This is a genomic window from Deinococcus arcticus (assembly GCF_003028415.1).
Classification (GTDB): Bacteria; Deinococcota; Deinococci; order Deinococcales; family Deinococcaceae; genus Deinococcus; species Deinococcus arcticus.
Genome location: NZ_PYSV01000015.1, coordinates 52,215 through 75,562 on the forward strand (window position 1 = coordinate 52,215; position 23,348 = coordinate 75,562).

The following is a 23,348-nucleotide window of genomic DNA, read 5'->3' on the forward strand; positions in this document are numbered from 1 at the left end:
ATGGGGGCGTGTCCGCCTCTGCCCTGACTGAACTGCTGGCCCTGGACACCCGGCTGCGTGCCGCCCTGCAGGCCGAGGCACGGTTCTCGCATGTGGTCGCCTACGGCAGCGTGCCGCAGGGCGCGGCCGACGCCTGGAGTGACCTGGACTACTGGGCGTTTCTGACCCCCGGCGCGCAGGTGGAGGCGCGGGACTGGCTGGCCGACCACCTGGACGTGCAGCACTTTGTGGTCAATGAATTCGGCACCCCCACCGCCCTGCTGCCGGGCCTGCGCCGCGTAGAGCTGCATGTGGTCGGCGCAGAGCGTCTGCCCGGGGTGGAGGGCTGGACCCCGCAGCACGTGCGGCCCGGCCGCATGCTGGTCAAGGACACGGACGGCCAGCTGTCCCGGCATCTGGCGGTGCTGGCCGCGCGCACCCCCGACCCGGCGGGCGAGGCGCAGCTCATTCTGGACCGGCTGCTGAACTGGCTGGCCTTCGGGCTGAATGTGCTGGCGCGCGGCGAGCGCATCCGCGCCCACGAGCTGCTGGGGTGGGTACAGGGCGGGCTGCTGCGGCTGGCCCGCTTGCAGGTGGGCAACACCGACCACTGGCCGAATGTTTCGCGCGGCGCCGAGGCCGAACTGGGGGACGCTGCCCTGGCGCGCTACGTGGGCGTCACGGCTGGCCTGGACGATCTGGAAGTGGCCTACCAGGGCGCGGTGAGCTGGACCCTGGACCTCGCCCGCACGCTGCACCTGTACCTGAATCCGGTCCTGGCGGCCGAGCTGGGGGAACACTGCCCTGGCCACCCGCGTACCTGAGAGCATGAAATGGCCCCTGATCCACCTGCTGCTGAATCTGCTGACCCTCAGAGCCAAGTGGCGCGCGGTGGGGGCGCGCTGGCGCGAGCAGCGCCGCTGGGCGCGGGGCAGAGCGGCGGCGGACCCTCATACGGGTTCCGAAAAATTCCGTAACGAGTTACGGAATTTTTTCGACCGAAGGGAGCAGGAAAAGATGCGGATTTCCGGGAATTGGGCTGGAACAGCGCCGAAGGCGGGGAACATCCGGCTCTTTCCCGGATGTGACGGAAATGAACGGAATCCGTATCACTTCACCCCCGGCCAGGACGCCGGCAGCGGCGCGGGGCACGTCTGAGCCTGCTGCCCCCCGGGGCCCCCCGGCTGGGCCTGGGGCTCGCCGCACTGGGGCGGCCCGGGTACATCAACCTGGGCCACGGCACTGATCTGCCCGGCAAGGGCGTGGACGACCTGAAGGCCCAGACCTGGGCCGTGCTGGACGCAGCCTGGGCGGCGGGACTGCGGTACTTTGACGCCGCGCGCAGCTACGGCCGCGCCGAGGCCTTTCTGGGCGGCTGGCTGGCGGCGCGGGGGCACAGCGGGGCCGTGCTGGGCAGCAAGTGGGGCTACACCTACGTGGCCGACTGGCGCGCGGACGCCGAAACCCACGAGGTCAAAACGCACGACCTCGCCACGCTGGACCGGCAGTGGCCCGAGACCCAGGCGGCGCTGAGCCGCGTGCCGGACCTGTACCTGATTCATTCCGCCACGCTGGACTCGGGGGTGCTGGAGAACCGGGCGGTGCTGGAACGCCTGGCCGAGCTGGCCGCCCAGGGCGTGCGGGTGGGCCTGAGCACCAGCGGCCCTGGGCAGGCCGACACCCTGCGCCGGGCGCTGGCGGTGCGGGTGGACGGCGTGTGTCCCTTTAGCGCGGTGCAGGCCACCTGGAACCTGCTGGAGCCCTCGGCGGGCGCGGCCCTGGCCGAGGCGCACGCGGCGGGCTGGACGGTGGTGATCAAGGAGGCCGTGGCCAACGGCCGCCTCAGCGCGCGCGGCCTCGGTGGGCAGGGCGATGTACCGCCCCCCCTGGCCGGGGTGGCCCGCGACCTGGGCGTGACCCCGGACGCCGTGGCCCTGGGTGCCGCGCTGGCGCAGCCCTGGGCGGATGTGGTGCTCAGCGGCGCCAGCACGCCGGAACAACTTGGGCAGAATCTGGCGGCGCTGCAGGTGTCGGTGACCGCCGAGCCCCTGCGCTCGGCGCTGGTGCAGGACCCAGCGGCCTACTGGGGGGCCCGGTCCGCCCTGCCCTGGACCTGAGGGCTGGGACTCCCCCCCGGCTTCCCTGGCGGGGGGGCGGTGCCCCCAACGGGCCCTGTGCCCGCCTGCGCCCGGCCCGGACGGAGGGTGCTGGCCCCCGCCATAATGGCAGCTGTGTCGCCGCGCACCGCAGTCACTTCCACGCCCCCTGCTGGGCGGGCCTGATGACGGACCTGCCCCCGGAGCTGTCGCACTACGAGGCCTATCTGCCCCAGCGGCGCACCCCGGAGCGGGTGGACGCCCTGCTGGACCTGGCCGGCGGCACCTTACCAGTTGAGGACGCCACTTCTTTGCTGGACCATGCGCGGACGCTGGCCCTGGAACTGGCCGACGAGGCGCGGGCCGCCCACACGGAGCTGCGGCTGGCCCTGCTGCAAGGCGGCGAGGCGGCCCTGGGTCACGCCCGGTCCGCGCAGGCCCGCTTTGAGCGCCTGAACGACACCCCGCTGGAAACGCAGTGTGCGCTGCGTCAGGCCGAACTGCTGACCCCGCTTCCGGTGCAGGCCCTGACGGCCAGCCTCGTGGCCGCCACCCTGGCACAGGAGGCCGGCGACGATGAGCTGCGGGCCCAGGCGCAGCGCCGGGCCGGCGAACTGTACAGCCGGCTTGGCGATGACCGGGCGGCCATCAGCGCCTACGAGCAGGGGCTGATCCTGACAGATGACCAGAAGCCCCAGGCCCGGGATCTGCCGGTGCTGCTGGCCCTGGGGAGTCTGCACATGCGCGCCAACCAGCCCGACGAGGCGTTCCGGGCCTACCGCATGGCCGGGCACCTGGCCCACCTGGAAGGCACCCCCGAACACGCCGACGCGCTGGGCGGCCTGGGCGTCTCCCACGGCTTCCAGGGCGACCACGCCCGCGCGCTGCAGTTTCTGGACCGGGCGGCCCGGCTCAGCTCGCTGCTGGGCGACCACCGCCGGCACACCCGTTACCTCAACCTGATGGCCTCGGCCCACGCCCGACGCGACGAACACGCCCAGGCCACCGAGGTGTTTGGGCAGAGCATGAGCGCTGCGGGGACTTCTGGACAGCCGGACATTCTGGTGATCACCCTGCTGAACGTGGCCGAATACCTGCTGAACCAGGGGCGGCACGACGAAGCGGCCACCCTGCTGGACCAGGCGCTGACCCTGAGCCAGCGGGCCCGGCTGGCCGGCGCCGAACGCCGCGCGCAGCGGCTGCTGGTCACGCTGGCCCTGGCCAGAGGTGACGCGGCCCGGGCCCTGGCCCACGAGCAGGCGTGGTCGGCGCTGGAACTGGAGGCGCAGGCTGACCGGCACGGGCGCCAGCAGCAGGTCCATGAGGCCACGGCGCAGGCCGAACTGCAGCTCGCGCTGCGGCGCGAACGCCGGGAGGTCCGGGCCAGCCTGGCCGCAGCGCTGGGCGAGGCGTCGGCGCGCGTGGACGAACTGCACCGTCAGGTGGAAGGCTGGAAGGGCAGCTCGCTGTACGACCTGCAAAGCGGCGCTCGTTCGCGGCTCTACGGCACCGAGCAGCTCACGCAGAACTTCAAGCGCAGCCTGCGCTCCAAGACGCACCTGTCGGTGGCGGTGGTGGGCATTGAGGTGGCCACGGCCAGCGTGGGGGGCGCCGGCCAATTGCTGGCAGAAACCGTCTTGCAAACGGTCCGGCAGCTGCTGGAACAGAGCGTGCGTGAAACGGATCTGGTGGCCCGTTTCGACGAGTGGAAGTTCATGGTGATCTTTCCTGAAACCCCCACGTCTGGCGCCAGGATTGCCCTGCAGCGCCTGATCGAGGCCGCCGCCGCCCACGACTGGAAGGCGCAGGGCCTGGACTCACCACCGACCCTGTTTATCGGGCTGGCCGGCCGGGGCTTTCTTCAGGGCGCCCAGCTGCTGCTGGACGTGGCCGATGAGGAGCATTACCGCGCCCGGCGGCAGGGACCCAACCAGCTGTGTACCGCCGAATGAAATGCCCGGGTGAAGAAATGACGGCGTGAAAAGGGCGCCCCGCAGGGCCGGAGGAAACAGGGGCGGGCCAACCCCTTAAGGACGTTGCCCCTCACGGTGCGACTGTTCAGGAGAGCACCGAACAGTCTCCACGCCCGGTGCAAAGTCCTTTGTTCGAGACTCGCTCTGCGGCGCAGCTGTTCCAGCCCGCTCGGTTGATCTAAAGATCAACAGCGAGCGACTTAATTCAGCGTCTCCGCCACCGCCTGGGCCAGTTCACGCGCCGCGTGCAGCCCCAGCGTGTCGGCGTGGGGGCCGCCCAGCAGCAGCCAGGTGTGCTCGTCCAGGGGTTCGAAGGTGGGGGGCCCATCGGCCCGGCCCCCCGGCAGGGCCAGCCACGCGCCGGGCACGTCGGCCAGGCTGCGGCCCAGGTGCAGGGCTTCTGTGGCCAGGGCAGGCACGGCGTCCATCAGGGCCACGAGGTCTTCCAGCGTTTCGCGCCGCAGGCCGGTGGGCACCCCGGTCAGCCCCCCGCCCGAAGGCTGGTAGCCGTGCGGATCGCGCCCGTGCAGCGGCGGAATCAGGGTATATGCGCCGTGCTGGGGGCGCAGGGTCAGGCCGCCCGCGCGCAGCACCGGACTGTGCGCCCCACTGGGCACGGCGAGGTGCGGGGTCTGGCGGTAGGCGCGGGCGTGGCGGGTGTGCACCCCCAGCGCGCATTCGGCCAGCCAGGGCCCCTTGGCCCCGGCCGCCAGCACCACGGCGCGGGCCGTGACCAGATGCGTCTCGTGCGTCACGATCTGGTGGGTGTTCGTGACTGTCAAGCGCTCCAGGCACAGCCCGCCCCCGGGCTGGGGCGCCGCGCGGGTGTTCAGCAGCAGGTCCGCCCCCGCGCGGATGGCCGCCTGCGCGGCGTGCAGGGCGGCGTGGCCGGGGCGGTACATCCCGGCGTCCGGGTCCAGTTCGGCCCAGGGCAGCGCGGCCGGGTTCACCAGGGCCCCCATGTCCGGCCAGCGCGCCAGGGTCTGGGCCGTGGGCACCCGGCCGGGGGCAGGCTCCGCGTGCAGGCTCACCAGTTCCCGGGCCTCCCAGCCGGTGCCGCCCAGGGCCTGCAGCGCCCCCCGGGTCCAGCGGGCGGCCCCGTGGTGCTCGGGCGCCAGGCCCGACAGGCTCCAGACCCCCGGGGCCAGAATGGTGGCGCCGTCCTCGTTGGGCAGTCCGCCTTCTTCCACCAGCAGCAGCCGCAGGGCCGGGGCCTGCTGGCGCAGAAACAGCGCCGCCGCCGCGCCCATGCGCCCGGCGCCCACCACCGCCACGTCGTAGGGGGACGGCGCAAAGGGCTGGCCCACATGGGCCCACACGCGGCCGGGGGCGGCAGGGAGCGGCGCACTCATAGCGGCCATGATGCCGCGCCGGCGCGCCCGGCCCCCGCATGGCCCAAGGGCGGCTCAAGGCGGCCGGTGCCGGGCGCTTTCTCACCGGGCTGTCAGATGGCGGTGCCGGTGCGCTGCGTATACTCGGCCTTGATCATGCCTGAAGGAACTGTTCTGCTTCCCGAAGTGCCGGGGAGCCGCCGCTGCCTGCGCCGCGTTTCTGCAGGCCCCTGGGCCCGCGCCGCCGCCGGGGCCCTGGCGCTGCTGGCCCCGGCGGCGGGCGCGCTGAACGTGCGGGTGCTGGTGGCCAGTGGTCCGCAGCTGACGGTGCGGGTGCCGCTGACGGCCCCGGCCACGCCGGGGCTCAATCCTCCAGGCTTGGGCACGCCGGCGCCCCTGGCCCCCACGGGCCCGGCCTCCACCCAGACCTGGACCGTGGGCGTGGCCGGCGGGCAACTGACCCTGAACGGCCAGCCCACCGGCAACGCCGCGCTGTACCTGCCGCCCGCGCCCGGGGCCACCGTGGACATCGCCGGGCGGAGCTACCGGGGGGGGCTGCACCTGCGCGCCGAGGGGGGCAAGGTGCAGGGCATCAACGTGGTGGACGTGGAAGACTACCTGCGCGGCGTGGTGCCGGCCGAGATGCCCGCCTCGTGGCCCCCGGCGGCCCTGGCAGCGCAGGCGGTGATTGCGCGCACCTACGTGGCCGCCCGGCTGAACCCGGCCGCGCCCTACGACACCTGCGCCACCGAAAGCTGCCAGGTCTACCCCGGCCTGGGCGCCGAGAAACCGCAGACCGACGCCGCTGTGAACGCCACGCGCGCCCAGGTGGTGGCCTACGGGGGCCGGGCGGCCAGCACCTATTTCAGCAGCGACTCCGGGGGCTTCACGGCGTCCAGCGCCGAGGTCTGGGGCGCGGCCCTGCCATACCTGAACGCCAAGGCCGATCCCTTTTCGGCCGGGGGCCCGCGCGCCCGCTGGCGCCTGGAGGTGCCGCAGAGCAGGGTGCAGGCCCTGGCCGGGGAATACGGAGTGCGCACCCCACTGAAGGGCGTGGCCGTGAGCCGCGTCAGTGAATCGGGACGGCCGCTGGAAGTGACCCTGAGTGCGGCCGGGGGCACCGTCAAGCTCTCGGGCGCCCGCGCCGGGGGCTTCGTGCGTGCGCTGGGGGCACCGGGCACCCGGGTCACGCTCTCGGGCCTGAGTCCGCTGGTTCTGGAGGGCAACGGCGCCGGGCACGGCGTGGGCCTGTCGCAGTACGGCGCGCTGGGGCTGGCGAAAGCGGGCTACACCCACCTGCATGTGCTGGGCTTTTACTACCCCGGCACCAGCCTGGGCACCCTGGCGGGGGGGGACGGAGGCCGACCAGCCCTGGCGGTGGGCCCAGGCCTGCCGGACCTGAACCCGCTGGCCGCCGCGCGCCCCGGGACCGCCCAGTGAGCGGCCGGGGGCAGCGCCCAGACGCCCGCCGCCCGGCCCGGCGCGCCCGCCGCACCCTCCTGAGCGCCCTGCTGGCCCTGGGCCTGCTGGGCGGCGCGCAGGCCCGCACCGTCAAGATCATCAGCGCCGACACGCTGGAACTGCGCCAGGTGGACGGCCAGGAACTGGTGATCATCACCGGCGAGAACGTGGAACTGCGCGTGGACGACGATGTGGTGCGCGCCCGGCGGGTGGAGTTCAACCGCACCCGGCGCACCCTGACCCTGGTGGGCGCGGCCAGTTACCGCAGTGCCAAGGACGCCCAGGACCTGCGCGGCGAGAACCTCGTGGTGGAGCTGGGCCAGGAGCAGATCAGCGGCGAGGACGTGCTGATCAGCGACGCGGCCCTGGAGATTCGCGGCGCCGAGGTGGAGCGCATTCCGGGGCAGCTGCGGGCCACGAACGGTTACTTCACCACCTGCGCGCGCTGCGGGCGCACCCCGAACGACTACGCCTTCCGCGCCGAGCGCCTGATTGTGTACCCCGGTGACCGGCTGGTGGCCTACCGCGCCCAGGTGCTGCTGGCCGACGTGCCGGTGTTCTTTCTGCCGGTGCTGGTGCTGCCGCTGAATGACCGTGACCGCCAGCCCCGCCTGGAAATCGGGCGCGACGCGGTGGACGGCTACACGGTGCAGGCCGACCTTCCCTTTTCCATTGGCGCCAGCACCCTGGGCACCACCCTGCTGCGCTACTACCAGAACCGCAGCCCCAGCGTGGGTGCCGGGGTGGAGCTGCGGTCCTACGCGCCGCTGCCCTTCGTGGACCGGCTGAACCTGTACACGCTGGCCAACCCCAGGCCCGTGGGCCAGAGCGGCTACGATGTGGACCTCGTGTTCGGGGTGCGCGGGCGCCTTCCGCTGACCACGGCCACGCGGGATCTGGACTACTCGCTGGACGTGACCCGCCGCGACATCGGCCGCGCGGCCACCGACCCCGAACGCGGCCTGACCCGGGTGAACTTCAGCGCGAGGGCGGACTATCCCCTCTTCAGCGCGGAATTCAATTACGTGAACCGCTTCGGGCCGGCGCCCACCACAGCGCTGAGCCGCGAGGACACCCTCAAACTCCCCGAAGTGATTCTTGACCCCAAGCCGTACACCCGTGGCGGCCTGAGCGCCGACTTCCGGGTCAGCGCCGGGCGCTACACCGGGGGCAGCAACCCGCTCTCACGCAGCGCTGCGGCGCAGGGCCCGAACATCACCACCACCCGCCTGGAAGAGCAGCACACGGTCTCGTACACGGCCAGGCCCTGGCGCGACGCGGATGTGACGCTCAGCAACTCGTTTACGGGGCGCTACTACGGCACCGGGGCGCGCACGGTGGACCTGAAGCTCAGCGCCCAGCTGACGCAGCGCTTCAACACCACGAACTCGTTCACGGTCAGTGCGGGCTACAACCGCCTGGAGGGCACCAGCCCCTTTGCGTTTGACGCCATTGGCGGGCGCATTCTCACGGCCCCGGTCAGTGTCAGTGTAACCACCGTGCCCGTGCGCGACGTGGGCTTCAGCGTGAGCAGCAGCCGCGACCTGTTCGCGCGCCCGGCGCAGCAACCCACCACCTTCAGCCTGAATGTGAACCGCAGGCCGCTGAGCCTGACCTCCTCGGCCACGGTGGACCTGCTGGACAGGGAGCTGGATTCGTTTTCCTTCAGGGCAGACCTGGGAGACCCAGATGCCGGTAAGGTCACCGTGACCCCCGCCCAGAGCGCCACGGCGACCACCCCCGCCCGAGCGGCCACCTTCACCCGCAGCAGCCGCTGGCCTGCGCCCAAGCTGAGTCTGACGGCCAGCGGCAGCTACACGAAAGAACAGGGACCCGGGCCGCTGACCGTGACGGCCACCGTCAACGGCGACGACCGCAGCGACTTTTTCTCGGCCTCGGTCACGCACGCCATGCGCACGCCGGAGATCACCTCGGTGGGGGTGCGCTACAACCTGAACGGCACCCGCGATACGGTCCTGAACAGCCTGCGCCTGTCCGGCAGCGAAACATTGACCCCCACCACCGGGCAGCTGACTGGAGACGCCACCCTGACCTGGCGTGGCCGGTACGAGTTCAAGACCACGCACAATCTGCGCCTGGTGCGCGTGCCGGGCGCCACCGACAGCGGCACCATCTTCTTCTCGGTCAAGACCGTGGACGGCGCGGCCACGAACTGGAGCCTGTCCTACGGCGGCCCCTACGATCTGGGCAGAAGCGGCTTTACCCGCCCCACCCTGACGGGCCTTTTCAACACCACCCGCCCGGGGCAGAGCCTCTCGGTGGGCGCCACCGTGAACACCCCCGGGCTGGACCAGCCCCGGCTGGAACTGGCGCGCGCCCAGGTGGGCGGCACCTGGAACACCGAGCGCTTCTCAGCCTCGGGGCAGGCCATCTACACCCGCACCCGCGAGGGCACGTTCCCGGACGACAGGGCCCGGGACCGCCTGTCACTGGAACCGGTGCGCTTCAGCCTGGGCCTGGGGCGCGCGGGGCAGCCCCCCGGCGCCTACGTGACCCTGGGCCTGCGCCAGAGCTTCGAGTGGCTGGACGGCGTGCGCCAGAACCCGTCGCCGCTGACCCCGGTGCTGGGCCTGACCATTGACCGCTGCTGCTGGGCCCTGCAGGCCGAGGCCGATCTGGTGCAGCGCCGCTTCCGGGTGGCGGTGGGCCTGCCGGGCCAGACCTTCTACCCTCTGTTCGATCTGGAACGCGACCGCGTGAACGTGCCGCTGCTGCCCACCCTGCCCTGACCCCTGGAGGATCTATGCGCCGCCTGCTTCTGACCCTGGGCCTGCTGACCGCGGGCACCCTCACCGCCTGCACCGGCACCGAGGAAACCACGCCGCCCCTGCGCCTGGTGGTGCTGGAAGGCGCGGCCACCCTGCGCGCCCTGAACCTGACCACCAGCGCGGCGGCCGCGGCACCCACCGTGACCCCCGGTCCCACGGCGGCTGTGACGGGCGGCCTGAGTGTGCACCCCACCGCCGACGCCCGGCAGTTTCTGCTGGTGCGCACCGAGGCCGCCGAGCGCCGCACGCCGGACCTCGCGGTGAGCACCACCTTTCCGGCGCCTGGCTTCACGCCGGTGTGCTTCACGCGCGCCGCGCAGAACCCGGGGCTGGACCGCCTGCTTGTGCTCAGCGACTGCAGCGGCGCGCAGCGCCTGAGCCTCTACCAGGACGCGCGCCTGGTCTGGCAGACCCCGCTGCCCTTGTTTCTGGCCCCCACGCCCGGCGTGGCCACGCCCCCGGTGCGGCTGGCCGTGCAGGGCGAGGTGGGCGTGGTGGCCCGCCCGCGCCTGGGCGGCGGCAGCGAGGTGCTGCGCGTGGCGGTGCCGGTGGGGGGCGCCGCGCCCCAGGTCAGCGAGCCGCAGCCGTCAGCGGCCATCTACGATCTGGCGGCCTACGGAAGCGACCTCCTGGCCGCCACCGACACAGGGGTACAGCGCCTGAATGCCGCCGGGCTGCCCGACCCCGCCACCACGATCAGCGCCCTGGGCACGGCGCGCTATGACCGCCTGTGGACTGGCGCCCCCGGCCGCCTGCTGGCCGCGTGGCGCAGTGACGTGGGCACCGGCCTGGGCCCCCAGCCCCTGCGGGTGTGGAACGGCACATCCACCGAGGCGAACAGCGCCGCCACCGTGGCCACCTTCAGCGACCTGCGCGACCTCACCTTTACCCCCGACGGCTTTCTGTACACCCTGACGGCCAGTACCCTCACCCGCCTGGATACCCTGCGCGGTCTGCAAAGCGGCGCCTGGAACCCGGTCACCCTGCCGGGCCCCTTCAATGACGCCCGCAGCCTGACCTGGGTGGTGCCGCCGGAAGCGCCGTCAGGGGGGCCATGAGCCATGGGCTGTGGGGGTGAGCCCCATGGCTCATGGCCCGGAGCCCACAGCCTGAACCTCACAGCTCTCCCAGCAGCCCCAGCAGCAGGCGCGTGACCCCGCCGCGCTCGCCCAGCAGCGGGAGTCCGCCGCGCACCAGCACGGCGGCCACCGCGCCGCGCCCCGTGTGAATGCCCAGGGCGGTGCGGGTGGCGCGGGCAGTGCCGTCGTGCCAGCGCAGCGCCCCCCGGGCAAACCAGCCCGGGGCCACACCGCTGAGCGCCGGGGGCAGACCCGGGGGCCGGGTCAGTTCAGTCCAGGCCGTGGGCGACAGCCCAGCCCACAGCGCGCCGCCGAAGGTGAGCAGGTCGTCGGCGCTGCCGAAGAGCCCGCCCGCCCCGGCCAGTGGGCCAAAGCCGGTGGGCGGGGCCGTCACCTGCCCTGGGCCCTCAAGGCCCACCCCCAGTTCCAGCGGCCCGGTCACCCACCGTTCCAGCGCCCGGCCGTAGCCTGGGGCGCTGAAGGCTTCGCCCGCCGCGTGGGCCGCCGCCAGGGCCAGCAGGCCCGCGCCCAGGTTGGAATAGACAAAGCGGCCCCCAGGCCGGGCCCAGCGCCGGGCACTGGCGACCACAGCGGCCGGGTCCATGCCGCCGTAGGGATCGTGAAAGCGGGTCAAGGTGGTGAGCATCACCCGCGCCGGGTGCAGGGGCAGCCCCGCCGTGTGGGTGCCCAGGGCGCGCGGCGTGATGTAGGGCGGCAACCCCCGCAGCGGGCCGCCCAGCCGGGCCAGCGGCCAGTCCCAGTCCAGATGCCCGGCGCCGTGCAGCGCCGCCGCCAGCGTGGCCGTAAAGGGCTTGCTTACGCTGGCCAGTTCGAACACCTGTCCGGGGTGAACCGGGCCAAAGGCACGCACCTCGCGCCGGTCCCCGAGTGCCACGCCCACCACGCCGCCGCGTGCAGTGGCCTGCCGCAGCAGTGGGCGTAGCCCGGTCAGGTCGGTGCCCAGCAGGTCGCTGTACGCCCGCAGAGCGGCGCGGGCGGGGTCACGGAACATGGGGGCAGCCTACCCCGCCGCGCGGGCGGCTTGACATGGCCCCGTTCTGCCTTTAGTCTGCTGGCGCTGGTCCGGTAGTGTAGCGGTTAGCATATCTGCCTGTCACGCAGAAGGTCGCGGGTTCAAATCCCGTCCGGACCGCCAGAACGAAGAAGAGGCACCCTGAATGGGGCGCCTCTTCTTCGTGTATGGGCGCACGGGGAAGTCCGGGGCGCCGCGCCCCCCCGGCCTCCCCCGGTGAATGGGGGGCCACATGACTTCCTGCCCGCGCGCTTTGCCGTATCATGCGCCCCGGTTTCGCACGGCGTCCGTGAGCTGCGCTCCGAACCCCGCGCACGGCGAGCCTATCCCCATTTTCGGAGGAGGACGCCCCTCATGACGACCCCCAGCAGTTTTTCCACCACCGACGCCGCCGAACTCTACCAGGTGCCCAACTGGTCGGGCGGCTGGTTCCGCGTGTCCGACAAGGGACAGGTGGACGTGACCCCCAGCCCCGGCCTGCACGCTCCCCTGCGCGCCATCGTGGATGAAATCGTGAACCGGGGCGAGAGCCTGCCCGTGATTCTGCGCTTTCCCCAGGTGATCACCGGGCGGGTCAAGCACCTGAACGAGGCGTTTGGCAAGGCGATTGCCGAATACGGCTACAGCGGCCATTACCAGGGCGTGTTTCCCATCAAGGTGAACCAGCGCCGCGTGGTGGTGGAGTCGGTGGCCGCCGCCGGGTACGACTACGCCCACGGCCTGGAAGCCGGCTCCAAGGCCGAGCTGGCGCTGTGTCTGGCCCAGAAGATGCACCCCGACGCCCTGCTGTGCTGCAACGGCTTCAAGGACGACGGCTTTATCAAGCTCGCGCTCTGGGGCCGCACGCTGGGCAAGAACGTGGTCATCACCATCGAGAAGTACTCCGAGCTGGACCGCATTCTCAAGCAGGCCAAGGCGCTGGGCGTGAAGCCCGCCGTGGGCGTGCGCTTCAAGCTGCACGCGCGCGGCTCGGGGCAGTGGGAGGAATCGGGCGGCGACCAGGCCAAGTTCGGCCTGAACGCCTACGAACTGCTGCGGGTCGTTGAGCGCCTCAAAGAAGAGGACATGCTCGACAGCCTGGTCATGCTGCACACGCACATCGGCTCGCAGATCACCGACATTCGCCGGGTGAAGGTGGCGGTGCGAGAGGCCACCCAGACCTACGCGGGCCTGATTGCGGCGGGCGCGCAGCTGAAATACCTGAATGTGGGCGGCGGCCTGGGCGTGGACTACGACGGCTCCAAAACCACCTTCTACGCCTCCATGAACTACACCGTGGGCGAGTACGCCGCCGACGTGGTGTACACCGTGCAGGAGGTCTGCAAGGCCCGCGAGGTGCCCGAGCCCGTGATCGTCTCCGAGTCGGGCCGGGCCCTGACTGCCCACCACGCCGTGCTGATTCTGCCGGTGGTGGACGTGACCGGCCCCACCCGTGACCTTGAGGACCTGCCGCCCGCCAGCGAGGACAGCCACCAGATCGTCAAGGACATGGAAGAGATCCTGGGCAATATCACGGGACGCAACTACCGCGAGATGTACAACGACGCGGTGGGCGACAAGCAGACGCTGCACAACCTCTTTGATCTGGGCTACGTGACCCTGCAGGACCGCGCCCGGGGTGAGGCGCTGTTCAACGCCATCCTGCGCCGCATTGCCAAGCTCATTCAGAACGAGAAGTACGTGCCCGACGAACTGGAAGACCTGCAAAAGGTGCTGGCCGACAAGTTCATCTGCAACTTCTCGCTGTTCCAGAGCCTGCCGGACAACTGGGCCATTCAGGCGCTCTTCCCCATCGTGCCGCTGGACCGCCTGAACGAGAAGCCCACCCGGCAGGCCACCCTGGTGGACATCACCTGCGACAGCGACGGCAAGATCGAGAAGTTCATTGACCTGCGTGACGTGAAAGCCACCCTGCCCCTGCACGAGCCGGGCAGCCGCCCCTACTACCTGGGCGTGTTCCTGATGGGCGCCTACCAGGACGTGCTGGGCAGCGCGCACAACCTCTTCGGCAAGGTCAGCGAGGCCCACGTGACGGTGCGGCCCGGTGGACGCTTCAACATTGACCTCTTTGTGCGCGGTCAGAAGGCCCGGCGCATGATTGAAAGCATGGGCTACGAGGAACCCATGCTGCGCGACGCCATTGAGGACCAGGCCGACGCCGCGCTGAAGGTGGGCACCCTGAGCACCGACCAGGAGCAGGAACTGCTGGACGACTACGGCGAGGAGCTGCTGGGCTACACGTATCTGGAATACGAGAACTGAAGAGGCGACAGCAGTGGCCGGGGCGGAGGCTCCGGCCACTGTTCAGTTGCGCTCTCTCCCCCGCTGGACCCGGCGCCTCCTGCTGGGTGTCCCGCGCCCTTGCAGTTGGACAGGCCCACACTGCGGCGGCAAAGTGACGCACTGTGCGCCCCCTTCACCCCATCCGCGCTACCCTGTGCCTTATGTCGGACGCTCTGCTTACGCTGGAAATCGAGAAACTGGTCGCCGGAGGTCTGGGGCTGGCCCGTGACGAGTCCGGCGTGGTGCTGGTGCGCGGCGCGCTGCCGGGCGAACAGGTCACGGCCCGCGTGCGGGCAGGCAAGGGCGTGCGCCAGGGCGAGGTGGTGGAGGTGCTGCGCCGCAGTCCGGAGCGCGTGGACGGCCCGGCGCTGCCCACCGCCGATCTGGCCCACGCCACCTACGAAGCGCAGCTGAATTACAAACGCGCCTTTGTGGAAGAGGCCCTGAGCCGCATTGCCAAGGTGCGCCACGGGGTGGCCCCCACCGTGCCCAGCCCGCAGCCCTGGGGCTACCGCAACACCGCCCAGTATCTGGTGACCCCCCGGGGACTGGCGTACCGCGAGCGCCGGGGCAGCGAGCCGCTGGTGGTCAGCCGCGATCCCCTGGTCATGCCCCAGATTCAGGCTGTGCTGGACCGCCTGGACCCCGCCCAGCTGGACCCCGCCACCGAGGTGGCCTTCCGGGCCAGCCGCCTGACCGGCGAGGTGGTGGCCGCCCTGATTGGCGCGGGCGAACCCAGGCAGTTCCTGCGCGCCAGTGACCACCTGATGGACGCGGGGGTGGTGGGGGTGTCGCTGGCCCAGCCCGCCGGGCGCCGTTTCAGCGCGGGCGTGCGCCTGATCGCCGGCGAGAGCGAGATCCGCGAGCAGTTCGGGGACGTGCAGGTGAGTGTGTCGGCCACGGGCTTCGCGCAGGTGAACCCCGAGGCGGCGGGGCTGGCCTACCGCCGCGCCGCCGAACTGGCCGGCAAGGGTGAGCACGCCGTGGACCTGTACGGCGGCGCCGGGGCCATCGGGCGGCATCTGGCGCCCCATTTCCGCCGGGTGACCGTGCTGGACGCCGCCCCCGAGGCCCTGGCACGCGGCCGGCAGGACGTGGCCCAGAGCGGCGAGAAGAACGTGACCTTCCGCAACGGCGACGCCGCGCGCTTTTCCGAGCTGGGCACCGACGTGATTGTGGTGGACCCGCCCCGCGCCGGCCTGGAAGAGGGCGCGCGCGACCACATCCATGCCAGCACTGCCGACCGGCTGGTGTATGTGTCGTGCGATCCCGCCACCTGGGCGCGCGATGTGGGCGATCTGGTGCGCCGGGGCTGGAAACTGGCCGAGGTGGTGCCGCACGACTTCTACCCCCAGACCAGCCACGTGGAGATCGTGAGCGTGCTGAGCCGCTAAGTCGCTCGCTGCCAGGCCCCCGATCAACCGAGCGGGCTGGAACAGCTGCGCCGCAACGCGAGAAGCGAACACAGTGCCTCGCACCGGGAATGGAAACGTTGCTGTGCCCTTCTGAACCGTTGCCATGGGAGGGGCAAGGCACTTAAGGACGTTGCACCTCACGTTACGACTTTGCAGGAGAGCACCGCAAAGTCTCCACTCCCGGTGCAACGTCCTTTTTTCGATACTCGCTCTGCTGCGCAGCTGTTCCAGCCCGCTCGGTTGATCTAAAGATCAACAGCGAGCGACTTAACGGCCGCCCAGCCCGCCTGAAGCCCCGGTTCACCGCCACTTCACTTCCCAGCGCTAGCCTGCCCCGCGTGACGCGCCTCCTGCTTGCCGTGCTTGGCCTGCCGCTGCTCCTCTGTGCCTGTCAGGACCAGGGCGCCCGCGCCCAGACGGCGGCCCTGCAGGCCCGGGTGGACCGGCTGGAAGAGGCCCTGCGCACCCTGCAAGAGGCCCAGGCCAACCAGGCCAGCACCCTGCCGGCCAACCTGCGGCAGGTGACAGCCCAGGCGGCGGCCCAGAACTGCGCCAACAGCCTGACCCGGGAACTGGAAAGCTTCCGCGAAAACAGCCTGGACCGCCGCTATCCCACCGCTGCGCAGCTGGTGCTGCCCCCGGCCTGCGCCGATCAGCGGGTGAACTGGCTGAGCCGCAGCCCCCAGACCTACACCTTCACCGTGACCGACGCCCAGGGCCGCGAGCTGGCGCGTCAGAGCGGGTCGTAGGCGCCGCTGGCCACAGGACCGTCTTCGGGTTCGGCCGCCGGGACGATGGCAAAGGTGGTCACCTGCGTTCCCGTAAAGCCCAGGACCAGGGCCCAGACGATCTGCGGGGCCTTCTGAAATACGGCGCTGCGCACATAGAAGGTTTCACCAGCGCGCGTGAAGGTGCGTTCGCCCACCACGCGGGTCTCGGCGCCGTAGGTCTGGACGCCCGCCACCCGGTAGGCCCGGAAAGCCGCCAGTGAGGCCCCCCACTGCCCGCGCACCCCGGGACTGAAGGCCCGCCACAGCCCGTCCAGGCGCACCGCATAGAACTCGGTCAGCAGCGCCCGGCCCCGCAGCAGCGCGGTGCGCTCCGCAGCGCTGGGCGCCGGGCTGAGCGCTGGCGGCGCCCCGGCCTGCGCCTGCGGCAGCGGAGAAGACAGAAGAACGAGGCCCAGGGCCGCCGCACGCTGCAAGGTGGTCATGGATCAGGGTACGCACGCCAGCGCCCCGCCGCTGTCAGCCTGCCGACGATTCTGGGGCAGGCTCCAGCCGCGCTTCGAGCACCACCACCGCCGAGGCGTGTTCCTTGGTGTGGGTCAGGCTCAGGTGCGCCTGCCAGCCACGGGCCTGCAGTTCGGCCGCGATCTCCGGGCAAAACCCCAGGACCGGCGGGGCAAAGGGGAAAGGCCCGTCCGGGGTGCGCTCGCGCTCCACCCACACGTCCCTCCAGCCGTGGGGGCGGGGCCAGACTTTCTGAAAGGCTTCCTTGGCCGCAAAACGGGCCGCGAGGCTGGGGGCGGGGTCTTGCAGCCGGGCGCAGTAGGCCAGTTCAGTGGGCGCAAACAGCTTCTCGGCGCGGCGGCCCTCGCGGTCCAGCATCCGGCGAATGCGCTCGATCTCGATCAGGTCATGCCCCACAGCCACAATCATCCGCCCCCAGCATACGGCCCTGACCATGTGCGCCCAGCAGATGTGCCCTATGCTGCGCGCGTGACCGGCACCGAGCCGCTGTTTCCCGAGGCCCTGCGCCTGACCACCCTCGCCGCCGCGCTGCGCGGCACCCAGGCGCAGTGGCCGGGCCTGGGCGTGGTTCGCGTGCGCGTGTTTGGTTCCGTGGCCCGGGGCGAGGCCACCCCGGCGAGCGACATTGACCTGCTGGTGGACTTTGGCCCCGACACGCCGCGCGGCCTGCTGGACCTGATGCGGGTGCGCGAGGTCTTTGAGGCCGCCCTGGGCCGCCGGGTAGACGTGGTGACCCCCGGCGCCCTGCGCCCGCCGCTGCGCGGTGAGATTCTGGCCGACGCCGTGGACGTGCTGCACGTGCCCGACCCCGCGCCCCGCAGCCACCGCGCCAAACGCTGGCGCTGGCGGGTGTACGACCTGCTGGGCGCCATTGACCGGATGACCGAGTACACCGCCGGGCATTCCCTGACCACCTTTACCCGCGACGAGATCGTGCAAGACGCCGTGCTGCACACCCTGGCCCGGCTGGGCGAAACCACCAAGTTCATTCCGCAGAGCGTGCAGGACCGCCACCCGGAGGTGCCCTGGGCGCTGCTGCGGGATGTGCGCAATCTGGTGTCGCACGATTATTTCGGGATTGAGGCGGGGCTGATCTGGCACACGGCGCGGGTGGAGCTGCCGGGGCTTCGGGGGCGGCTACAGGCGTTGGCGGATGGGGAGAAGTGAGGGGGGGTCTTGTGCGGTGGCTGGCCCTGGGTGGCCCCACCCCCCCAGCCCCCCTCCCCCAGACTCGCAGAGCTGCGCAGCAGAGGGGCAGGGGGGAGTTTTTCCGCTGCGCTCGGCAAACGTTGACTGACGCGGTAGAGCGGTCCTCCTTCGCCCCGCTGTGTACGCCGTGGCATTCCTCCGCCCATCGCCGTACGCCCGCGCGCTCCGCGCCAAGGAGGAAGTGAGCCTATGTCACCCAATCAAGATGAGTGAGGGGCCGCCCCCGAACGGATGGGGCCACGTTCGACGGCTTCCGTTGCTTGCCCTGTAAAGGTGACAGGTGGGGACGCTTCAGGCACGAGGTTCGACTTTGGAACAGCAACCAGCAGCTTCAGCTGTTCGCTGTTCCAAAGTAGAACCCTCCAGGCCGCACCAAGCCTTCTTGCCCCGTTTCCGCCCAGGTCCAGACGAGGCCGTCGTGCCCGAAGGGCGCGGGCCATTGCGCGAAGGCGGAGGATGGCGTCGAGGCCGGACACGTCAACGAAGAGAGCAACTCAGCCGACTTCAGTAAAAACTCTTGCCCAGCGCAACGTTGCTCCCCCTGCCCCTCTGGGGTAGGGGGCTGGGGGGTGGGGCAACCGCCGAAACCTCATCTACCCCTCTTTACTTTAGACAACCCCTTAACTACGATAAGCCCATGGCCTTGACCGAGACCGAAGCCGCGCTCCTGGCCCTTATCCGCGAATCCCCCCTCGCCGCCCCCGAAGACCTCGCCCGCCGCCTGGGCACCTCGCGCGCCGCTGTGAATGTTCATGTCAGCCATCTGGTGAAAAAGGGCGCCCTGCTGGGCCGGGGCTACCTGCTGCCCCCCGACCAGGGCCCTGGCCGCGTGGTGGTGGTGGGCGGCGCCAACGTGGACGTCAAGGCCCGCACCCTGGCCCCGGTGGTGCCCGGCACCAGTAACCCCGGCGCTGCTGCCCAGGCGCCCGGCGGCGTGGCCCGCAACGTGGCCGAGAACCTGGCGCGGCTGGGCGTGGCGGTCAGCCTGATAGCGGCCGTGGGGCGCGATTCCCTGGGCGACTGGCTGCTGCGGGAAACCGAGGCGGCCGGGGTGGACGTGCGCGCGGTGCTGCGCGCCCCTGGGGTGGCCACGGGCACCTACACCGCCGTGCTGGACCCGGGCGGTGAACTGGTGGTGGCCGTGGCCGCCATGGCCGCCACTGAGGCCCTCACCCCCGCCGAGATGCAGGCGCGCCGGGGGGTGCTGCGCGGCGCCGCCTGGGTGGTGGCCGACGGCAACCTGCCCCCGCCCACGCTCTCGCACCTGCTGACCCTGGCCCACGACGCCGGGGTGCCGGTGGTGTTCGAGCCGGTCAGTGTGCCCAAGGCCGCGCGGCTGCGGCCCCTGCTGGCCTCAGGGCTGGCGCCGCACACCGTCACGCCGAACGTGGCGGAACTGGGCGCCCTGCTGGGCCGCGCCCTGCCCGACGAGCCTGGCGCCCTGCACGCCGCCGCCGCCGAGTTGCAGGCCCAGGGTGTGGCGGTGGTGTGGGTGCGCCGGGGCGAACGCGGCAGCCTGCTCGCGACCCCGCAGGGCACCTGGGAACTGCCGGCGCTGCCCGCCCAGGTGCGCGACGTGACCGGCGCCGGCGACGCCATGCTGGCCGCCTTTCTGGCCGCGCTGCTCTCTGGCCGCCCGCCCCAGGAAGCCGCCCGCGCGGGCCACGCCGCCGCCGCCCTGACCGTCGAAAGTGAATTCGCCGTCTCCCCCACCCTCACCCCGGCCGCCATTCAGGCGCGCGCCGGTCTGTCCCCCCAGCCCCAGGAGGCCCCATGACCCCATTTGCCCCCAGCCGCCCCGAACTCGCCGCCTATCTGGACCTTCACCCCGAGGTGGCCACCGCGCTGCACGGGGGCCGCGCGGTGGTGGCCCTGGAAAGCACCATCATCAGCCACGGCATGCCCTTTCCGCAGAATGTGGAGATGGCGCGCGGCGTGGAAGCCGTGGTGCGGGCGCACGGCGCGGTGCCGGCCACCATTGCCGTACTGGGCGGCCGCCTGAAGGTGGGCCTGAACGAAGCCGAGCTGCACCAGCTGGCCACCGACCGGGCAGTCGAGAAGATCAGCACGCGCGACCTGCCGGTGACCGTGGCCCTGGGCAAGCACGGCGCCACCACGGTGGCCTCGACCATGCGCATTGCGGCGCTGGCGGGCATCCGGGTCTTTGCCACCGGGGGCACGGGCGGCGTGCACCGGGGCGCGGGCCAGACCATGGACATCAGCGCCGACCTGCTGGAACTGGCCCGCACGGACGTCTGCGTGGTCAGCGCCGGGGTCAAGAGCATCCTGGACATCGGCCTGACCCTGGAAGTGCTCGAAACCCAGGGCGTGCCCGCCATCACGCTGGGCAGTGACGAGTTTCCCGCCTTCTATTCGCGCCGCAGCGGCTTTGCGGCCCCACTGACGGTGCAGACGGCCGACGAAGCCGCCCGGGTGCTGCAGGCCAAGTGGACCCTGGGCCTGTCGGGCGGGGTCCTGCTGGCCAACCCCATTCCCCAGACCGACGAGATTCCCGCCGACGAGATTGGCGCGCACATTGAGCAGGCCCTGAAGGACATGGACGCCCTGGGGCTGAGCGGCAAGGCCACCACGCCCTACCTGCTGGGGCGCGTGGTGGAGCTGACCGGTGGCCGCAGCCTGGAAGCGAACATTGCCCTGGTGCGCCACAACGCGGCGGTGGCGGCGCAGGTGGCCGTGGCCTACGCGGCGCTGGGGTAGGGGCGAATCCGGGCGGGGGCGCCGTTCTTCAGGCCCGGGCGCGGCGCCCCCGCAGCCGGATCAGGCCGCCCAGGGCCGCGGCAATCAGAATCCAGCCCTTCTTCAGGAACAGCAGGGCGGCGGCCAGCAGGCCCACCTTCTTGGCGGCGGCCACGCCCAGCAACCCCGCAATGCCGTAGGTGGCCAGCTGGTCGGTGTTGGGGTTGAAGTCCTCATAGCGCGCCCCCGGCGTGAACGACACCTGACTCAGCACCGCCGCCATGTCGCGCTTGATCTGCGGCAGCTGCCCCATGCTCGCCACTGCGTTCAGTTCCAGCACGTTGTCCCGGCCCAGAATGCGCACCGCGTAGTTCAGGGTGTGCTCGCCGGGATTGTCGCTGAAGGCCAGTTCCTTGGCCCAGTACATCTTGTGGGTGGCGGCGTCGTAGCGCGGCTGGTCGGCCCAGCCTACCAGATTGACGGTGCCAAACCCGGCTTCCTCGCGGGCTCCGTTCTCCTCCTGGGTGGCGGCCTGCATGTCACGCATCAGGGTGTCGTAGTTGATGCCCGCCGCGTCCTTATCCGAGACGTGGCCGTCTTTGCTCTCGGTGATCACCACGCCCCAGCCCTCTTCCGTGCCGGGCTCCAGGCCCGCTGGCACAATCATGCCCAGCACGTCCTCGGCGGCTTCCGGGGGATTCCCCCACTGGCCTACAATCACTTCTCTTGCACCAGCGGCGTCGAGGTAGCGCAGGCCCGCGCCGGTGCTCAGCTGCGCCTTGCCGCCCAGCAGGGCAATCTGGCCGGTCTGGTAGCGCAGTGGGGCCTCGGTTGGGGTCTGCGCCGACTGCGCACCGGCCAGCGACAGGCCACCCAGCACCAGCAGCATCAAGGTCTTCTTCATCATCTTCTCAGCTTAGGGGACGGCCCGGCTGGGCGCTGCCGCAGATGTGGTGCCCCCAGTGGGGGCCGGCTCCCCCCCCTGCTTCTGTCCCCGCTGCAGGAACGCCGGGGCGTGCGCCCAGGGGGCCGGTGGTACGCTCAGGAACGCTATGGATTCCTTTGATGTGTTGGTCATTGGCGGCGGCCCGGCCGGGTACGTGGCCGCCATTCGCGCGGCGCAGCTGGGGTTCAGGACCGCCTGCGTGGACGCCTTTGAACGCGGCGGCAAGCCCAGTCTGGGCGGCACCTGCCTGAACGTGGGCTGCATTCCCAGCAAGGCCCTGCTGGATTCCAGCGAGAAGTTCGAGGTGATGCAGCACGACTTTGCCGAGCACGGCATCAACGTGCAGGGCGCCAGCATTGACCTGGGCCGGATGCTGGGCCGCAAGGCCGCCGTGGTGGACAAGCTCACGGGCGGCGTGGCCTATCTGTTCAAGAAGAACAAGGTCACCTCGTTCCACGGCCTGGGCCGCCTCGTGCGCCAGGACGGCGAGGGCTGGGTTGTGGACGCGGCAGGCACCGAGGTCAAGGCCAGGCACGTGATCGTGGCCACCGGCAGCAGCCCCCGCGCCCTGCCGCTGGCACCCTTCGGCGGCCATATCGTGGAGAACAGCGGCGCGCTGGCCTTTGAACAGGTGCCCGGCCAGCTGGGCGTGATTGGCGCCGGCGTGATTGGCCTGGAGCTGGGCAGCGTGTGGCGCCGCCTGGGCGCCCAGGTGACGGTCCTGGAGGCTCTGCCCGGCTTCCTGATGGCTGCCGACGACGCTGTGGCCAGGGAGGCCCTCAAGCAGTTTGGGAAGCAGGGCCTGAACTTCCACTTTGGCGTGCAGATCAGCAGAGTGGAGCAGGACGAGACCGGCGTGACCGTCACCTACACCGAAAAGGAGCAGGAGGTCACCGCCCGCTTCGATAAGCTGATCGTCTCGATTGGCCGCGTGCCGCACACCGCTGGCCTGGGCGCCGAGGCCGTGGGGCTGGCCCTGGATGAGCGCGGGTTCGTGAAGGTGGACGGCCACTACCGCACCAACCTGCCGAACATCTACGCCATTGGCGACGTGATTGGCGGCGCCATGCTGGCCCACAAGGCCGAGGAAGAGGGCGTGGCCCTGGCCGAGATGCTGGCCGGGCAGGCTGGGCACGTGAACTATGACGTGATTCCCTGGGTGATCTACACCAGCCCCGAGATTGCCTGGGCAGGCCTGACCGAGAAGCAGGCCAAAGAGAAGGGGCTGAGCGTCAAGACCGGCCAGTTTCCCTTCAGTGCCAACGGCCGCGCCCTGGGCCACGGCGACCCGCGCGGCTTTGTAAAGGTGGTCGCGGACGCCACAAGCGACAAACTGCTGGGCGTCCATATGGTGGGGCCCAATGTCAGCGAACTGATTGGTGAAGTGGTGGCCATCATGGAGTTCGGCGGCAGCAGCGAGGACCTGGCGCGAACGGTGCATGCTCACCCCACCCTGTCCGAGGTGGTGAAGGAAGCGGCCCTGGCGGCCGACAAACGCGCGCTGCACATGTGATTCCGGGTTGCTGGCGGGCCGTTCCCTGTGCGGGGGCGGCCCGCTTGTCTGCTCAGACTTCATGGCCCCTTGACGAACCCCGCTTAACCCAGTATCTTTCTGTGCGTGCCGGAAACGGTGCCCCTTGAAAGGCAGTCAGCAGAGGCGTCAGCCAAAGCAAAACTGAAGTGGTGTGGCCCCATCGTCTAACGGTTAGGACACTACCCTTTCAAGGTAGCGATACGGGTTCGAATCCCGTTGGGGTCACCAGAAACGCTCGCCTCTGTATCTGCAGGGGCGAGCGCTTTTTTA

The 23,348-nt window shown here is 71.0% G+C and carries 19 protein-coding genes and 2 tRNA genes; 16 read left to right on the plus strand and 5 right to left on the minus strand.

The window, feature by feature from the left end; all coding sequences use genetic code 11:
* The first annotated feature begins 8 nt into the window (after positions 1 to 8).
* The 4 genes from C8263_RS14435 (at position 9) to C8263_RS14445 (ending at position 4,027) form a co-directional block, all read left to right on the plus strand.
* Positions 9 to 803, plus strand: coding sequence for a hypothetical protein (locus C8263_RS14435; protein WP_107138843.1), 795 nt, complete (start codon positions 9 to 11; stop codon positions 801 to 803).
* 4 nt (positions 804 to 807) lie between these two features.
* On the plus strand, positions 808 to 1,137 hold the full coding sequence (locus C8263_RS18985; protein WP_146160704.1) for a hypothetical protein: 330 nt from the start codon (positions 808 to 810) through the stop codon (positions 1,135 to 1,137).
* A gap of 104 nt (positions 1,138 to 1,241) precedes the next feature.
* On the plus strand, positions 1,242 to 2,096 hold the full coding sequence (locus C8263_RS14440) for an aldo/keto reductase (protein ID WP_233218836.1): 855 nt from the start codon (positions 1,242 to 1,244) through the stop codon (positions 2,094 to 2,096).
* Positions 2,097 to 2,260: 164 nt separating this feature from the next.
* Positions 2,261 to 4,027, plus strand: a complete 1,767-nt coding sequence (locus tag C8263_RS14445) for a tetratricopeptide repeat-containing diguanylate cyclase (protein ID WP_107138845.1) — start codon at positions 2,261 to 2,263, stop codon at positions 4,025 to 4,027.
* A gap of 221 nt (positions 4,028 to 4,248) precedes the next feature.
* Here C8263_RS14445 and C8263_RS14450 read toward each other — a convergent pair whose 3' ends face one another.
* The gene (locus C8263_RS14450; protein ID WP_107138846.1) at positions 4,249 to 5,400 is read right to left on the minus strand and encodes an FAD-dependent oxidoreductase; all 1,152 of its coding nucleotides are present in this window, start codon (positions 5,398 to 5,400) and stop codon (positions 4,249 to 4,251) included.
* Between the two features lie 135 nt (positions 5,401 to 5,535).
* Between C8263_RS14450 and C8263_RS14455 the strand changes: the two genes are divergently transcribed.
* Genes C8263_RS14455 through C8263_RS14465 form a run of 3 tightly spaced genes read left to right on the plus strand, consistent with a single transcriptional unit; the run spans position 5,536 to position 10,687 of the window.
* Complete coding sequence (locus tag C8263_RS14455) at positions 5,536 to 6,819, plus strand: SpoIID/LytB domain-containing protein (protein WP_107138892.1); 1,284 nt, start codon at positions 5,536 to 5,538, stop codon at positions 6,817 to 6,819.
* A complete protein-coding gene (locus C8263_RS14460) occupies positions 6,816 to 9,590 on the plus strand; it encodes an LPS-assembly protein LptD (protein WP_107138847.1) in 2,775 nt (924 codons plus the stop codon). The genes C8263_RS14455 and C8263_RS14460 overlap by 4 nt, the downstream gene beginning before the upstream one ends.
* Positions 9,591 to 9,604: 14 nt before the next feature.
* Positions 9,605 to 10,687, plus strand: a complete 1,083-nt coding sequence (locus C8263_RS14465; RefSeq protein WP_107138848.1) for a hypothetical protein — start codon at positions 9,605 to 9,607, stop codon at positions 10,685 to 10,687.
* Positions 10,688 to 10,745: 58 nt separating this feature from the next.
* On the opposite strand, the gene C8263_RS14470 is transcribed toward C8263_RS14465, so the two are convergent.
* Positions 10,746 to 11,720: a serine hydrolase domain-containing protein gene (locus C8263_RS14470; RefSeq protein WP_107138849.1), complete on the minus strand. Its 975-nt coding sequence runs from the start codon at positions 11,718 to 11,720 to the stop codon at positions 10,746 to 10,748.
* A gap of 68 nt (positions 11,721 to 11,788) precedes the next feature.
* Here C8263_RS14470 and C8263_RS14475 point away from each other — a divergent pair.
* The 4 genes from C8263_RS14475 to C8263_RS14490 all read left to right on the plus strand — a co-directional run bounded on the left by C8263_RS14475 (position 11,789) and on the right by C8263_RS14490 (position 16,188).
* Positions 11,789 to 11,864: transfer RNA gene (locus tag C8263_RS14475), tRNA-Asp, on the plus strand.
* Between the two features lie 231 nt (positions 11,865 to 12,095).
* A complete protein-coding gene (gene speA, locus C8263_RS14480; protein ID WP_107138850.1) occupies positions 12,096 to 14,003 on the plus strand; it encodes a biosynthetic arginine decarboxylase in 1,908 nt (635 codons plus the stop codon).
* 182 nt (positions 14,004 to 14,185) lie between these two features.
* The gene (locus tag C8263_RS14485; protein ID WP_107138851.1) at positions 14,186 to 15,418 is read left to right on the plus strand and encodes a class I SAM-dependent RNA methyltransferase; all 1,233 of its coding nucleotides are present in this window, start codon (positions 14,186 to 14,188) and stop codon (positions 15,416 to 15,418) included.
* Positions 15,419 to 15,777: 359 nt separating this feature from the next.
* Complete coding sequence (locus C8263_RS14490; protein WP_233218837.1) at positions 15,778 to 16,188, plus strand: hypothetical protein; 411 nt, start codon at positions 15,778 to 15,780, stop codon at positions 16,186 to 16,188.
* Here C8263_RS14490 and C8263_RS14495 read toward each other — a convergent pair.
* Together C8263_RS14495 and C8263_RS14500 are read right to left on the minus strand one after the other, a co-directional pair.
* Positions 16,173 to 16,652, minus strand: coding sequence for a hypothetical protein (locus tag C8263_RS14495; protein WP_107138852.1), 480 nt, complete (start codon positions 16,650 to 16,652; stop codon positions 16,173 to 16,175). The genes C8263_RS14490 and C8263_RS14495 overlap by 16 nt on opposite strands.
* A gap of 34 nt (positions 16,653 to 16,686) precedes the next feature.
* Positions 16,687 to 17,100, minus strand: a complete 414-nt coding sequence (locus tag C8263_RS14500; protein WP_107138853.1) for a 4'-phosphopantetheinyl transferase superfamily protein — start codon at positions 17,098 to 17,100, stop codon at positions 16,687 to 16,689.
* 60 nt (positions 17,101 to 17,160) lie between these two features.
* Here C8263_RS14500 and C8263_RS14505 point away from each other — a divergent pair, with 60 nt between their 5' ends.
* The 3 genes from C8263_RS14505 (at position 17,161) to C8263_RS14515 (ending at position 20,619) form a co-directional block, all read left to right on the plus strand.
* Entirely contained in the window at positions 17,161 to 17,859 is a 699-nt protein-coding gene (locus C8263_RS14505) for a HepT-like ribonuclease domain-containing protein (protein ID WP_233218838.1), read from the plus strand.
* A gap of 679 nt (positions 17,860 to 18,538) precedes the next feature.
* Positions 18,539 to 19,678: a PfkB family carbohydrate kinase gene (locus C8263_RS14510; protein WP_107138855.1), complete on the plus strand. Its 1,140-nt coding sequence runs from the start codon at positions 18,539 to 18,541 to the stop codon at positions 19,676 to 19,678.
* The gene (locus C8263_RS14515; RefSeq protein ID WP_107138856.1) at positions 19,675 to 20,619 is read left to right on the plus strand and encodes a pseudouridine-5'-phosphate glycosidase; all 945 of its coding nucleotides are present in this window, start codon (positions 19,675 to 19,677) and stop codon (positions 20,617 to 20,619) included. Before C8263_RS14510 ends, C8263_RS14515 begins: the two co-directional genes overlap by 4 nt.
* Positions 20,620 to 20,647: 28 nt before the next feature.
* On the opposite strand, the gene C8263_RS14520 is transcribed toward C8263_RS14515, so the two are convergent.
* Complete coding sequence (locus C8263_RS14520) at positions 20,648 to 21,505, minus strand: DUF2167 domain-containing protein (protein WP_107138857.1); 858 nt, start codon at positions 21,503 to 21,505, stop codon at positions 20,648 to 20,650.
* A gap of 145 nt (positions 21,506 to 21,650) precedes the next feature.
* Between C8263_RS14520 and lpdA the strand changes: the two genes are divergently transcribed.
* On the plus strand, positions 21,651 to 23,057 hold the full coding sequence (lpdA, locus tag C8263_RS14525; protein ID WP_107138858.1) for a dihydrolipoyl dehydrogenase: 1,407 nt from the start codon (positions 21,651 to 21,653) through the stop codon (positions 23,055 to 23,057).
* 174 nt (positions 23,058 to 23,231) lie between these two features.
* A tRNA-Glu gene (locus C8263_RS14530) sits at positions 23,232 to 23,306 on the plus strand.
* Positions 23,307 to 23,348 lie beyond the last annotated feature (42 nt).

Coding starts and splice junctions, on each gene's coding strand:
- C8263_RS14515 (WP_107138856.1), top strand. CDS start 19,675: ATGACCCCATTTGCCCCCAGCCGCCCCGAACTCGCCGCCTATCTGGAC.
- C8263_RS18985 (WP_146160704.1), top strand. CDS start 808: ATGAAATGGCCCCTGATCCACCTGCTGCTGAATCTGCTGACCCTCAGA.
- C8263_RS14455 (WP_107138892.1), top strand. CDS start 5,536: ATGCCTGAAGGAACTGTTCTGCTTCCCGAAGTGCCGGGGAGCCGCCGC.
- C8263_RS14450 (WP_107138846.1), bottom strand. CDS start 5,400: ATGAGTGCGCCGCTCCCTGCCGCCCCCGGCCGCGTGTGGGCCCATGTG.
- C8263_RS14470 (WP_107138849.1), bottom strand. CDS start 11,720: ATGTTCCGTGACCCCGCCCGCGCCGCTCTGCGGGCGTACAGCGACCTG.
- speA (WP_107138850.1), top strand. CDS start 12,096: ATGACGACCCCCAGCAGTTTTTCCACCACCGACGCCGCCGAACTCTAC.
- C8263_RS14485 (WP_107138851.1), top strand. CDS start 14,186: ATGTCGGACGCTCTGCTTACGCTGGAAATCGAGAAACTGGTCGCCGGA.
- C8263_RS14510 (WP_107138855.1), top strand. CDS start 18,539: ATGGCCTTGACCGAGACCGAAGCCGCGCTCCTGGCCCTTATCCGCGAA.
- C8263_RS14445 (WP_107138845.1), top strand. CDS start 2,261: ATGACGGACCTGCCCCCGGAGCTGTCGCACTACGAGGCCTATCTGCCC.
- C8263_RS14500 (WP_107138853.1), bottom strand. CDS start 17,100: ATGATTGTGGCTGTGGGGCATGACCTGATCGAGATCGAGCGCATTCGC.
- lpdA (WP_107138858.1), top strand. CDS start 21,651: ATGGATTCCTTTGATGTGTTGGTCATTGGCGGCGGCCCGGCCGGGTAC.
- C8263_RS14465 (WP_107138848.1), top strand. CDS start 9,605: ATGCGCCGCCTGCTTCTGACCCTGGGCCTGCTGACCGCGGGCACCCTC.
- C8263_RS14520 (WP_107138857.1), bottom strand. CDS start 21,505: ATGATGAAGAAGACCTTGATGCTGCTGGTGCTGGGTGGCCTGTCGCTG.
- C8263_RS14495 (WP_107138852.1), bottom strand. CDS start 16,652: ATGACCACCTTGCAGCGTGCGGCGGCCCTGGGCCTCGTTCTTCTGTCT.